We start from the raw sequence: 12,975 nt of genomic DNA, 5'->3' as shown, positions 1-12,975 counted from the left end.
TCCTTGCAGACAGGCAACCTGCCAGCAGGGGTCCCGAAGCCTACAGAAACCCTGGGCTACCAGATCATTCGGTGGGCCCAGCAGTTCATTGTTCAGCCTGACGGCGAACGCGCTGGAGAGTCGTGGCAGTTCACCCCTGAGCAACTGCGCTTCGTCCTGTGGTTCTACGCCATCAACCCGGACGGCACCTGGACATACAACGCGGCCACCCTTCGCCGTGCCAAGGGGTGGGGCAAGACGCCTCTCCTGGCGGCCCTCGCAATCGTCGAGTTCCTAGGCCCCTGCCGCTTCTCCCATTTTGATGCCTTCGGCCTGCCTGTCGGCAAGACCTCTCCCCTGCCAGTGGTCCAGATCGGCGCCACGGCCCTGGACCAGACCGAACAGACCATGGACATGATCCGAGGCATGCTCTCGGAGTCCCCGGCCGAGTCGGTATACGGCCTGGACATCGGTAAGCAGGTCGTCCAGTTCAAGAGCGGCAAGCCGGGATCCATCAAGCCGAAGGCGACTGCCGGCAGGACCAACGAGGGAAACCGCCCGACCTTCGTACTCATGGATGAAGTCCATCACTGGGTCGGCTCCAACGGCGGCCCGGACTTCTACCAGACCCTCAAGCGCAACATCGAGAAGACCACCAAGGCGGGGTCTCGCTGGGTCTGTACGACGAACGCGTACAACCCCAACGAAGACAGTGTTGCCCAGATCATCCACGAGTCAGAGATGGTCACCCAGGGCTTCTGGCTGTACGACTGCCTTGAAGGCTCCATCGCCCTCGAAGACATCCGAGAGGCCGAGGCGGTACGTGCCGCCCTCGTCGAGGCCTACGGGGACGCCAGTTGGGCGGACATCGACGGTCTGACGCGCACCATCCTCTACGACCGTACGACCCCGGACAGCACCTATTGCCGGTTCTACTTCAACCAGATCGCGGAGTCCTCCGACGGCTGGATGAGTAAGGCCGAATGGGACGTGTGCTTGGAGGAAGATGATCCGATCGCTTCCGGGGATCAGATAGCCATCGGCTTTGACGGCTCGATTCGCGGTGACGCGACGGGGCTTGTGGGTGTCCGTCTTCGTGACGCCAAGCTCTTCGTACTCGGTGTCTGGGAACGCCCGGAGAAGGCACACGATGACTGGGAAGTGGATGTGCTCTCCGTGGAGGCTGCGGTTGCCCGGGCGTTCAAGGAGTATCGCGTTGAATGGATGTACGCCGACCCGCCGTACTGGCAGGAGAACATTGGCCGTTGGGCTATGGAGCACGGCGACGACACAGTCTTTGAGTTCTGGACCAACAAGCCCACCCGAATGACTCAGGCCGTGGAGCGCTTCCGGACTGCCGCGATGGTCAACGACCTTCGCCACGACGGGGATCCGAAGCTCAGCCGGCACGTGCTCAACGCCGTGACCCGTGAAGTTCCTCAGGGCCTTCTCATCCAGAAGGACTCTCCCAGATCCAAACGCAAGATCGACCTAGCCGTATGCGCCGTACTCGCTCTGGAGGCACGCGCTGATGCCATCGCTGATGGTCGTCTCAAGATTCGACGGAGCCGTGTAGTGGGCTTCTAAGGGGGCCCATTTGATTGTTCCGCCAGGCGGCAGCACCTCGTTCATTGGCAAGCCTGAGACGCCCGTGCAGTGGCTCATGTACCTGCACGGAAAGCTACCGGGCCCTGCGCATCCCTCGCAGAAGTACAGCTCGTACTACGAGGGCGATCAGCAGAAGCTCGCGTTCTCCCAGATGCGGTACAAGGCGGCCTTCGCCTCGGTCTTCGAGCAGTGGCGAGACAACTTCTGCGGCACGATCATCGACGCCACCAACGAGCGTCTACACGTGGACTCGTTCCGCATACCCGGCGGTGACGACGGCACTGACGCCCGGCGCTTCTGGCAGCGCTCCGGCATGGACGCCTACTCGACCTCGGTCCATCTTGAGTCCCTGATCACGGGCAGGTCCTTCGTTGTCGTGTGGACTGATTCGGATGGCGAGCCCATGATCACGCCAGTCCCCGGGGAGCGCATGGCGGTCTGCTACAAGGCAGGATCCCTCTGGGAGCTGGAGGCCGCAGCACGCTTCGAGAAAGACGGCTGGGGCCGGGAGCAGGTCACCCTCTGGACAGAGGACTACATCTACGAAGTCCCCTACGGGACGACTGAATGGGATAAGGGAACCAAGGAGCCGAACCCCCTGAAGGTCATTCCCGTAGTGCCCTTCGAGAATCGTTCTCGTCTCGGCCTCGGACCCGCTTCAGATCTGGCGAACTGCATACCCATTCAGGACGCGATCAACAAGATCACCATGGATGCGCTGACCGCTTCCGAGATGGCGGCCTACCCGCAGCGCTGGGTGACCGGAATCGAGATCCAGGAGGACGAGCACGGCAACCCCGTGGCGCCCTTCAACGTGGGACTCGACAAGCTTTTGCAGGCCGAAGATCCGGCAGCGAAGTTCGGCGTCTTCCAGCCTGCTGACCTGACGAACTACGTGACGCTGGTAGACATGCTGGTTCAGCACCTTGCGACCGTCTCACGGGTCCCGTCTCACTACTTCCTGGTCAACTCGTCCAACACGCCTTCAGGTGAAGCAATCATCTCGGCCGAAGCCGGACTCGTTGCCAAGGTGCGGGAGCGAATGCTCCACTTCGGTGAGGCCTGGGAGCGAGTCATTCGGCTGTGTTTCAGGGTCAAGGGTGACAAGCGTCAGGACGCCTTCGAAATGGAGACCCGATGGCGCGACCCGGAGTACCGCACCGAAGCGCAGCACGTTGACGCCCTGCTCAAGCTGAAGCAGCTCGATGTTCCGCTCGAATTCCTCTGGTACGAAGCTGGCTTCTCTTCTGCCCAAATTTCCGACTTCCGCGAAATGCGGAAGCAGGATGCCAAGGCGCAGGCAGAGATTCAGAAGCTCATGCCGCAGCCCGAGCCCGCAACCGCCGCTAAGCCTCCGCAGGGGAACGCCGGCAATGCCAACCGGAAGATCCACGAGAAGGTGTAGCTTCAGGCCGCCTCGTACTCGTGAGCATGGCCTCCGCGCCACGAAACCCACAGGGGATTGTCAAGGATCTGATCTGCCTCCTCCAATCCTGCTCTCCGCAGAAACTCGACGACATCAGCGTCACTGTGCGCAAGCCCGAGAATCTGCCCATTCGCGGTCACGCGCCGTCCTCCACTCGGCGACGCAGGGTGCACGGTTATCGGTGCCTTAGCCATGTCTCCACCCTGCCTCGCTGGGCAGCAACCCGCACGCCAGCCGGAATGGCTGGCTTTCCGAAATGGAGCACCTATGACGACTCTGAACGACAGTGCCGGCGAGATCGAGCCCGCGGGCGCCTCTGCTGGCCCCTCCCTGGAGGAGGTCACGGCCGACCGGGACCGCTGGAAGGCCCTTTCCAGGCAGAACGAGACCAATTACAACGCCACCCGTACGGAGCTTCAGCAGCTCCAGGCCGCACAGGAGTCCGCCCTTGAGACCGCCCGCACGGAGGGCCGCACCGCCGCCCTCGGCGAGGTCAGCAAGGACCTGGTGACCGCTGAGCTTCAGCTCCAGGCCCTCAAGGCTGGCACGGAGCTACCAGACCTGGGCTACCTCGACATGAGCCAGTTCGCGGGCGACGACAGCCGACCCAACCCCGAGGCGGTTGCAACCTTCGTCGCCTCCCTGAAGCCCCGCTCTACCGCCCCTGTGCTGCCTCGCATCGGCGGCGCCCTGCCCAACCGTGGCGACTCCGGCAGCGGCTTCACCAGCACCGACCCGAGCGCGCTGGCCGACTACATTGCCGGCGGCGCGTTCCTCTAGGCCCTTCCGTCTTCAGCCCTCCACCACTGGGGGGCCTTTTTCATGCCCTCTTGGAGGCTGAATGCCAACACAGCACCACTTCAATCTCGACCCAGTCCAGGTGACCATCGCCGCACTCGGCATCCTGGACCGGCAGCTCACCCTCGGCGGCATCCCCGCCCGCTACTCCGAGCTGGCCTTCACTGGCGGGGTCGGTGACGTGATCAACGTGAACCGCGAGTCCAGGGGCATCCCGGTCCAGGAGTCGGGCATCTCGGCTCCGATCAAGAACCCGATCACCGGTGACAAGAACACCTTCGCTGCTGCCTCGGACCGGCCGCTTCCCACCGCCGACCGCCGGGCGCCGAACGGCTTCGTCAACGAGACCCGCTTCCCCGTGCAGCTCACCACGCTCGCCCAGAACGCCACCGCACTCGGTATGGAGCAGGTCGCCTTCGACCTCCGCGCCTTCGGCTCCCAGGTACTGAGCAAGCTGACCCGGGGCTTTGCCGAGTACTTCGACGACACCGTTGCGGCCTTCATCAAGGCCAACATCACGCGCTCCGCCCTTACCGCCCCTCAGGCCAAGGCGGTCGGCGGCGACGTGACTGTCACCATCCCGAAGGCCGACGGCACGGGCGCCAACATGTCGGCCCGTGCTCTTGCTCTGCGTACCGCACTTGTCGATGCCCGCATGAACATGAACCTGGCCCTGGTGCCTACCTCGGAGCGCTACCTCATTGCAGGCCCCGAGGTAGAGGCCATCCTCCTGAAGGACCCGGAATTTGTAGCCGTCGACTATTCCGGCGACACCAACGCCCTGCGGCGCGCGACCATCGGCCGCATCTACGGATTCGACATCGTGATCCACAACAGCTTCGGACTGGAGATGTACCTCTTCCACAAGTCCGCAATGCTGCTCGCGTCGGCCTGCCCCGCGCTGCCGATGGGCGCCGTCACCGGCTCCATCCAGAACGTCAACGGCATCGCCACGCGCATGCTGGTCGATTACGACTACGGCAAGAAGATGGACACGATCGGCCTCGACACCATGTACGGCCTGGCCACCATCAAGGAAGACGCGGACTATTCAGTCCGAGGCACCTCCATCGGCGAGAAGTTCGTCAGGGGGCTGAAGGTCTCCATCACGGAGGCCACAGCTGGCACCTAAGGGAATTTAAGCGTCGGCGCCATGCTTTTCCGCATACATGGCGCCGACGTTGAACCCCTGCGCCCACCAGATCGCCAGAAAGCCTTGAAGCAGTTTTTCCGGATTTTCGCTGACCCTGATCCCTTCCAGCAGCTTGGCGGCATCAGAACTCTGCGTTACCGCAGTGGCTACCTGGTTCAGGGCGCCACTGCTTAGCGGACCCCCGGCCCAGAAGTTCCCTTCTCTCGCAAGCTTCGCAAATTGAAGAGCAATGGTGGCAACGTCCGCCATCTCTTTCTCCTCAGCCATTCAATTCCCTACCTTCTTTTCAAATACAGATGCCCACAGCCTATCCTTTTCGGGAGGTGGAAGTTTGCCTCTTGCCACAGTTGCTGACGTAGCCTCCCGTCTCGGTCGACCGTTGGACGCTGGAGAGACAGAGCGGGTATCCGCCTTCCTCCAGGACGTGACAGGCCTGGTGGAGGACTACTGCCGTCGCGACTTGGTGCGGCGGACCAACCAGACCATCACCCTCTATCCGGAGGGTCGGCAGGCCCTACCCGTACCTCCCCGCTACCTGACCAACCTGTCCGTTGCCGGCTTGCTGCAGAACGGGTCACCCGTCTCTGGCTGGGCCTTTAACGGGCGTGAGCTGAGTCGTTTTGAGGGCTGGGGCGAGGCCGCGGTGGCCCTCACGGGCTCCTGGGGCTACGAAGCGGTACCCGCTTCCCTCACAGCGGTTGCGTGCTCGGAGGTCATTCGCTGGCTGGCCCTCAGCCCGGGCGTGGACAGAGAGAGGGTCGGTGAGGTCGAGGTGACGTTCTCAAGCGCCAGCTCGGCGCAGACGCTCTCCTCGGCCGCCAGGACGACGCTCGCACCGTACAGGCGCAGTCGCATCGCTTCCCTGACGCTCCGCCGAGACGCGCCGTCCCTGAGTACGAGGGGGCCCCATGTTGATGGTTGAGCCGGTCGAGGTGTTGCGGCCCCCCAGGACCACGAACGCCTACACCAGCCGTCCCGACTGGGACCAGGCCGTGAAGGTCTGGAGCGGCCTGGCGGCCGTACAGCCGGACAAGGCCTTCGAGTCCTTCTCTCCCGCACGGGACCAGTCCACTGAGCGCCTGACCGCCTATCTCCCCTTCTTCGCTGTCGTCTCCTCTACCGACGGCCTGAAGGTCCGGGGCCATCTGTACGAGATCGACGGAGAGCCGAAGGTTTGGGCCGCGACGAGTCGCCGGCACCTGACGGTCTCAATCTGGAGGGCGGTGCGATGAGCGGAGCCCGTACCAGAGTCGTCCTGACCCGAACCTGGCAGCGAGACGTGTTCCGGCTGCCTGGCACCCGTGAGGCCCTGGCCCTGGCCGTCAAGCGCATCGACGCGTACGCCAAGGGCGGCGCCCCTCGGCGGGGCAGTCACCGAACCTCCTGGAACTCCATCCGGAACCAGATCGATGCCGTGCTCTACATGGACGCGGAAGGCTGGTACGGCGGCATCGTCATCGAGGCCAACCCCAGAGCCAGGCACGCGATGCTCCAGGAACGTGGTTTCACCACTCCCCGGGGCCACAGGGTTCAGGGCCGTTACTGGCTCAAGGACGCCCTCCTGAGAGCGAGGGTCGACACCCGATGAAACTCGACCCCATAGAAGTCCTCACGGACTACCTGAACAGCCACAGCGCCATTCCCCGGGGAACGGTCCTCGGAGACCTCACCAACCATGTCACCGGCTCTACCCACGTCTACCTGGAGCACATGGGCGGCTTCCGTGTGGTCCGGGAGCGGATGGACCGCTTCGATATCGAGTACGCCGCGTACTCCCGGGACCGCAAACAGGCTATTGACCTGGCTCTCCTTGTCCGGGAAGCCCTGCTCGACGATCTTCCGAACCGGAAGGTGAGTGACGCCCTGGTCCTGGACGTGGAGGAGATCTCTTCTCCCCGGTACGACCCTGACGACTCCACCCGAGAGCACGTCTACTGCGGTCAGGTCGCAGCCTTCCTCATCGAGGCCTGAACACAACCCCTTACCTCAGCCCCCATCGGGGGCTCGCTTTCATGCCCTCTGGAGGCTCTATGGCCAATAACCCGAAGAAGATCAGGTTCGCGCCCAACGGCGCCATCTACATTGCCCCGGTCGGAGCCGGTCTCGTGATCCCCAAGGATCTGGGGGCGGTCGACGCCCCTCCGGCCGGATACAAGGCGCTGGGCTACGCCGACGAAGGCGGCGTGACGCTCACGCCCGCGATCGAGACGCAGCCAGTCAACGCGTGGCAGTCAGCAACACCCGTGCTCTACAACGTGACTTCGGCGAGCTTCTCCGTCAAGGCGACGCTCATCGAGACCAGCCAGATCACGACGGAACTCTTCTGGGGCGCCAAGTGGGTGGAGGTGATGTCGAGCGATGCAACGCCCGTCGCGACCGGCGTCTTCCGCCTTGATCTCGCGTCCACTCCCGACCTCAAGGAATTCTCCCTAGTCGTGGACTGGAACCAGGGCGCTATCCGCAACCGCGTGGTGATCCCCCGCTCCATGATCTCGGACCGGGGCGCCATCCAGCTCAGCCGGACCGAGAGCGGGAAGTTCGAGCTGACACTTGAAGCGCTCGACGCCGCCGGCACTCTCGGCTACGTCCTGACCAACGACGACATCACCGGTACTCCCTAACTACACCTGCCTGAAGACCATTTCCGACCACTCCGAGGAGCTGCCTGTGCCCACCGAGAAGAAGCCCGCCACGAAGAAGGCGAACACGAAGAAGGTCGCCGCGGCGCAGGCCGAGGCAACCCGCCAGCCGGCAACGTTTGAGCACCGCGGCCTCACTTTCGAGATTCCGCACCCGGCGCACTTCCCGCTTGAGGTGCTGCTGACGGATGACGAGCTGGTTGCTACTCAGCTCATCCTCGGAGAGGACCAGTGGGCGGCTTACCTGGCCACTCGTCCCGACATCGAGGACTTCGGCCGTCTGACGGTCGCCATGGCGGAGGCCCAGGGGCGGGACGACGACTCGGGAAACTGATGGCGGTCGTCCGGGTCATCCAGGAGTTTCCTGACGAACTCGAAGCGGACTTGGCGGAGTTCTTCAACGTCGATCTCCTGGACCTGTGGCACGGACGGCTGTCCCTCCGCCGGATCGGTGTACTCATCCGCTCCCTGATGGCCAAGCCGGGACGTTCCACGCTGCTGATGGCCATGGACAAGCGGACCGCCTGGACCGAGCCCGATTACATGCTCGCGCGCATCTCTGACGCGCTGGAGCTGTCCAACTACCTCTTCCTCAAGGCCAACCTCGACGCGTCAGACGCGCACGGCCTTGAGCTTCCTCCCCCGATCACACGACCCGGCGAAACGGAACCGCAGCCTGATCCAGTGCACGGCCACTTCAGTGATGCCCGTGAGCTGAACACCTTCTTCGGGCGGCTGACCACCGCTTAGGAGGCTTGATGGCTGAAGGCACTCGCGGACCGATCAAGGTGGGTACCGGGTACGTCGAGATCGTTCCCAAGATCCTCCAGAAGGATGTTCAGGAACTCCGCACCAAGATCTCTGCCGAGCTGGGGAAGATCGGCGTCACCGCCGCGAAGGAGATCAACAAGGCGGTCAAGACGGGCCTTGCCGGGCTCCCCACGGAGACCGAGAAGCAGGCCCGCAAGGCCAAGGCTGCCGTGGAGACGGAGGCCACGGAATCTGCCAAGACCCTCAAGCGGCTCGAAAAGCAGATCACAAAGGAGTACGGAGAGGAAGCCGCCAAACGCTTCCGCGAGTACCGAAAGGGCGAGGAGAAGAAGCAACGGCTTCTTGCCGAGACGACTGCCGAGACACGGAGGGCTCTGCGCGACGTCGTTCGCCAGGAGGAGACGGCGGCTCGGCAGCGCCGCACGACGGCGGAGCGCCTGGAGCGCGACCGCCAGGCCCTCCAGCGGCAGACTGCCAAGGATCACGAGCGCCTGGAGCGCGAGCAGACCCGGGAAACGGAGCGCCAGGCCCGGCTTCAGGTCCAGGCGCAGCGTGAGGCCCTGCGGCAGCAGGTAGCCGCTCAGCGCGAGGCGGTACGCCAGCAGGTTGCCGCACTGCGGGAACAAGCCGCAGCTCAGCGGGCAACTCTCCAGGACGGTATCGCTGGCCATCAGCGGCACATGGTCCAGCTCCGGGACCAGATCCGGGACATCAACCGCGACATCAACACGACCAACAGGACTACACAGAGCTACTTCGCTCGAACGGGGCAGAGCCTCAAGAAGGTGGGCACCTGGTTTGACCAGGTCGGCGTCTCCATCAACGAGGCCGCCCACATCCTGTCCACGCGGTTCCTGATGCCGCTGGCTGGTGCCGGCACCGCCCTGGCGACGATCGGCGTGGAGAACGCCGACAAACGCCTCCTTGGTCAACTCGGCCTTACCTCGGCCGGGGTATCGCAGTCGGTATCTGCTCAGCAGATGCGCAACATCCAGGGCTACGCGATCGATACACCGTTCTCGATCGACGTCATGCACGAGTATCAGATGAAGATGATCCGCTCGGTCGCTGGTGCGGACAAGTCCTGGTACAGCCCCGATGCCAGGACGCGTACGGGCGCCGCCAACAGGGCGGCGGAGAAGACCACTGACCTGATCATGGCCATCGGTGACTCGATGGCCCGAGCCGGAAACCTCAATCCGCAGCAGTTCCAGCGCGCCATGTACGCGATGGACATGATCATGGATATGGACCGGGCGCCCACCAAGAACGTCAAGCAGCTCGCTGCGGCCTCCGGTATGCCCGCGTCCGAGCTGGCTGCGCTCCTGGGGTTCAAGGACTCCACGGAAATGTGGAAGGTCATCGGTACCCCGGCTGCCAAGGGTGGCGGTGTCACCGGTCAGCAGATCGCCGGGGCGATGCTGAACTACTGGAATCCCCAGAAATATGCGGGCTCCCAGACTGGTGAGGGCTCCAAGGGTTTCGCGGCCCAGATGACGAGCCAGACCATCACGGGTCGGCTCCAGCAGATGAAGGAACGGGCCAGCTTCGAGCTGGGCAATCTGTTCATCAAGGAAGACGGCAAGGGCCAGTACCGGTACACCGATCTCGGCAACCAACTCGCCGGCAACGGCGGGATCCTCGACCAGGTCCAGGGCCTCGCCAAGAAGTGGGCCCCCAAGGTGGACGGCTTCCTTGAGACGTTCTTCGAGGCGGGCAGCCACTTCCTGACGATGATGGACAAGACGGCCACGTGGCTGGAGAAGTCCGGCCTGGCCGACCTGGCCGGACCCATCGCTGACTTCCTCGTCCAGTGGGGCCCCCTGATCCTCGCAGCGGGACTCCTTTCCAAGGTCATTGGCAAGGCAGCGGGTCTGCTCGGCCGGGCCTTCGATCCCTTGGCCTCGGTCGCACGATCCGGGGTCCGGGCGTACGAGGGCGGACGCGATATCCGATCTCAGCGCCATGCAGCTCGTGACGCTCGTAATGAGGCCAGCGCGGGCGGCGCCTCGCGCAGGGACGCCCGCCAGGCAGGCCGCGACGCCTACCGGCAGCAGCGGACCGCCAACCGGCAGGACGACAGCCGCACGAGCGGCCGTCGGCTCCTCGACGGGTTCATGGGCCGTGACAGCCGTCAGCAGGACGGACAGCGGCAGATACGGGCTCTGGAGGACCAGATCCGCGAGGCCCGTGACGCGGCGAACAACCTGCGTGACGAGCTGCGCGAGACCAACAGGGAGAGCATGCGGCAGATCACGGCCGCCCTCGCCGGCAACGGCAACAGCTCTGTCCAAGGTGCGGCCAACCAGGCCAGTCAGGCCGTCAACTCCGTTCAGCAGCACGCCCAGCAGGCCAACCGTGCTTCTCTCACCCAGTTCCGTCAGGAAGTGGAGAAGGTAGAAAAGGCCCTGAGGGACACGGTCACCCGCCTGGGCTCTGTGAAGAGTGACGTGGACGCCCTGAACGGCAAGAACCTCAACGAGGTGGTTGCCGAGTTCACGCGGCTGAAGTCGGCTGCTGAGGACGCGGGCAAACAGATCACCTCGGGTAATACCCGTGTGGGCAACCTCGACGGTAAGCGCCTTGGCGGGGTCACCGGGTCGGTCAACGAGCTACGGGACGCAGCGAAGCGGGCGGCCGATCAGATCGGGGACGGTGCCATGTCGTCCTCGGCCTCCGGCCGGACCGCCAACCTGAACAAGCGCAAGCTCAGCGACGTGATTGCGGAGTTCAGGGCCCTGACTGCTGCCGCTGACGACGCCTACAAGAAGGTGGGGCAGGGAACCGGTGCCGGCTCCCTGGCAGGCCGCATCGGGCTGCTGAACAACCGGTCGCTCAACGATCTGAAGGACCGCGTGAAGTCCCTGGAGAAAGCACTCAGGGACGCCAAGGACCAGGCCGAAGGCCTCGATACGGCGCTGGGCAACATCTCCAAGCAGAGCCCCGGAGGCAGCTCGGGCGGGAGCAACAACAAGGGCAAGGGGAAGGGCAAGAAGCATGCCCGCGGTGGTGTCACCACTGCTGCGGACGTGTCCATGTACGGCGTCATGCCGGGATACGCGCCGTGGTCGGACAGCATTCCCGCTGTCCTCTCCCCTGGTGAGTCGGTTCTCCGGCCCGAGGTCACTCAGGCCATCGGCCCCGACACCATCAACGCGTGGAACTCGCTGGCAGTGCGGGGCAAGATCGCCCGGCATGCGCGCGGCACGAGTGGCGGTGGCGGGAAGTTCGACCTGGAGCAGATCAAGCAGCTCCTCGAACTCCAGACGATCGAGCCCATCGGCGTGGCGATGCTGAAGACGATGCACCTCGATGGCACGTCCGATCCTCTCGGCGGCGCTGTTCAGGGAGGGATCCTGCGCACGGGAGCCGTCTCCGCAGGTATCGGCGGCTCAGTCGGCGCCACGAAGTTCCGGGGCATGTACGACTGGATGACCTCGGACGTGTACTCGCTCCTGAAGAAGGTGCCCACCGGTGTCGGGCAGATCGCGGGCATCCTCGGCGGCGCCCTCGCACCGACCCTGGGTGAGTACTTCTGGGATGACGTCTGGAAGGGCTCCGGGAACATCGTCGACCGGGGTAAGACCTACCTCGGGCACGTCTTCTCCACGGAGACCCTGGGGAAGGCCTGGGAAGGCCTCCTCGGCGGTGCCATGGATTCTCTTGGCTCCATCTGGAATACCGTCACCAACCCCCTCGACACCGTTGAGGGTCTGTTCGGGGATGTCGGGGACATCCTGTCCGGCTCCTACAACCGGCTGATCGGCATGATCGAGACGGTCAAGGAGATCAAGGACGCGCCGTTCGCCTACGCGGACGAGGTGTTCCAGGGGTTCATGGACCAGGCCCAGGAGGCCATGCCCAACACCGAGGGTCTGTTTGACTTCAGCAACGGGGCGAAGGTGTCCGCAACCATGCCGGATCTCGGTGCGGACATGGTGGCTGCGGGCTCCGGCCCCGGGGTGCAGAAGTGGGCTCCGGTTGCTTCACAGGCACTCGCGATGCTCGGCCTTCCGGCCTCGGCACTGAGCACGGTCATGCACCGCATCCAGCTGGAGTCCGGCGGCAACCCGAACATCGTCAACAAGTGGGACAGCAACTGGGCTGCCGGACACCCGTCCGTCGGCCTGATGCAGGTCATCGGGCCCACCTACGGGGCCTACGCGGGACCGTTCCGGTCCACCGGCCCGTTCATGTACGGCACGTCCGTGAACCCCCTGGCCAACATCTACGCGGGCCTCAACTACGCCAGGAACCGCTACGGCTCTCGCTGGCAGTCCATGCTCGCCGGCAACACCGGATACGCGACAGGGACCCTGTCCGCATCACCCGGCCTCGCCATGGTCGGCGAGAAGGGACCCGAGCTCATCGCCTTCGGCGGAGGTCAGCGCGTGTTCAGCAACGAGGAGACGGAAGGACTCCTCAACGGCAAGAAGTACGAAATCCACGTGCACGAGGCTCGGAACGAGCCGACACCTCAGGCAGTGCTTCGGGCGCTCCAGACCGCTGAGGCCCTGTACACGACCCTGTAAGGAGGCGCCTTGCCGATTCCAGTGAGGGCCAGGCCGACGGCTCCTGTCGTCATCACGCCTGCTCCTCCT

General features: G+C 64.3%; 13 protein-coding genes. 11 read left to right on the top strand and 2 right to left on the bottom strand.

Translation table 11 applies throughout. The features are described 5' to 3' along the window. Positions 1-3: 3 nt before the first annotated feature. Both ABT160_RS04640 and ABT160_RS04635 read left to right on the top strand, forming a co-directional pair. The gene (locus ABT160_RS04640) at positions 4-1,566 is read left to right on the top strand and encodes a terminase large subunit domain-containing protein (RefSeq protein WP_351643486.1); all 1,563 of its coding nucleotides are present in this window, start codon (positions 4-6) and stop codon (positions 1,564-1,566) included. Between the two features lie 76 nt (positions 1,567-1,642). Then, positions 1,643-2,992, top strand: a complete 1,350-nt coding sequence (locus tag ABT160_RS04635; protein ID WP_351643484.1) for a phage portal protein — start codon at positions 1,643-1,645, stop codon at positions 2,990-2,992. A 2-nt stretch (positions 2,993-2,994) separates the two neighbouring features. On the opposite strand, the gene ABT160_RS04630 is transcribed toward ABT160_RS04635, so the two are convergent. Beyond that, positions 2,995-3,207, bottom strand: a complete 213-nt coding sequence (locus tag ABT160_RS04630) for a hypothetical protein (RefSeq protein WP_351643483.1) — start codon at positions 3,205-3,207, stop codon at positions 2,995-2,997. Between the two features lie 73 nt (positions 3,208-3,280). Between ABT160_RS04630 and ABT160_RS04625 the strand changes: the two genes are divergently transcribed. Both ABT160_RS04625 and ABT160_RS04620 read left to right on the top strand, forming a co-directional pair. Beyond that, positions 3,281-3,793: a hypothetical protein gene (locus ABT160_RS04625; RefSeq protein ID WP_351643480.1), complete on the top strand. Its 513-nt coding sequence runs from the start codon at positions 3,281-3,283 to the stop codon at positions 3,791-3,793. Positions 3,794-3,893: 100 nt separating this feature from the next. Further along, positions 3,894-4,943 (top strand): phage major capsid protein, encoded by a 1,050-nt coding sequence (locus ABT160_RS04620; protein WP_351643478.1) that lies wholly within the window; start codon positions 3,894-3,896, stop codon positions 4,941-4,943. Between the two features lie 6 nt (positions 4,944-4,949). Here ABT160_RS04620 and ABT160_RS04615 read toward each other — a convergent pair whose 3' ends face one another. Further along, a complete protein-coding gene (locus ABT160_RS04615; RefSeq protein WP_351643475.1) occupies positions 4,950-5,231 on the bottom strand; it encodes a hypothetical protein in 282 nt (93 codons plus the stop codon). Positions 5,232-5,872: 641 nt separating this feature from the next. On the opposite strand from ABT160_RS04615, the gene ABT160_RS04610 reads away from it, so the two are divergent. Genes ABT160_RS04610 through ABT160_RS04580 form a run of 7 tightly spaced genes read left to right on the top strand, consistent with a single transcriptional unit; the run spans position 5,873 to position 12,906 of the window. Next, entirely contained in the window at positions 5,873-6,196 is a 324-nt protein-coding gene (locus ABT160_RS04610) for a hypothetical protein (RefSeq protein WP_351643473.1), read from the top strand. Next, complete coding sequence (locus ABT160_RS04605; protein WP_351643470.1) at positions 6,193-6,552, top strand: hypothetical protein; 360 nt, start codon at positions 6,193-6,195, stop codon at positions 6,550-6,552. The genes ABT160_RS04610 and ABT160_RS04605 overlap by 4 nt, the downstream gene beginning before the upstream one ends. After that, positions 6,549-6,935, top strand: coding sequence for a hypothetical protein (locus ABT160_RS04600; RefSeq protein ID WP_351643467.1), 387 nt, complete (start codon positions 6,549-6,551; stop codon positions 6,933-6,935). Before ABT160_RS04605 ends, ABT160_RS04600 begins: the two co-directional genes overlap by 4 nt. A gap of 59 nt (positions 6,936-6,994) precedes the next feature. Continuing rightward, positions 6,995-7,585, top strand: coding sequence for a phage tail tube protein (locus ABT160_RS04595; RefSeq protein WP_351643465.1), 591 nt, complete (start codon positions 6,995-6,997; stop codon positions 7,583-7,585). A gap of 46 nt (positions 7,586-7,631) precedes the next feature. Further along, the gene (locus ABT160_RS04590) at positions 7,632-7,937 is read left to right on the top strand and encodes a hypothetical protein (RefSeq protein ID WP_351643462.1); all 306 of its coding nucleotides are present in this window, start codon (positions 7,632-7,634) and stop codon (positions 7,935-7,937) included. Next, positions 7,937-8,353, top strand: coding sequence for a hypothetical protein (locus tag ABT160_RS04585; protein ID WP_351643459.1), 417 nt, complete (start codon positions 7,937-7,939; stop codon positions 8,351-8,353). Before ABT160_RS04590 ends, ABT160_RS04585 begins: the two co-directional genes overlap by 1 nt. 8 nt (positions 8,354-8,361) lie before the next feature. Continuing rightward, on the top strand, positions 8,362-12,906 hold the full coding sequence (locus tag ABT160_RS04580; RefSeq protein WP_351643456.1) for a transglycosylase SLT domain-containing protein: 4,545 nt from the start codon (positions 8,362-8,364) through the stop codon (positions 12,904-12,906). Positions 12,907-12,975 lie beyond the last annotated feature (69 nt).

The organism is Streptomyces sp. NPDC001941, from assembly GCF_040296945.1.
Taxonomy (GTDB): domain Bacteria; phylum Actinomycetota; class Actinomycetes; order Streptomycetales; family Streptomycetaceae; genus Streptomyces.
The sequence above is the reverse complement of the archived record's forward strand: the minus strand, read 5'-3'. Positions and strand labels throughout refer to the sequence as shown.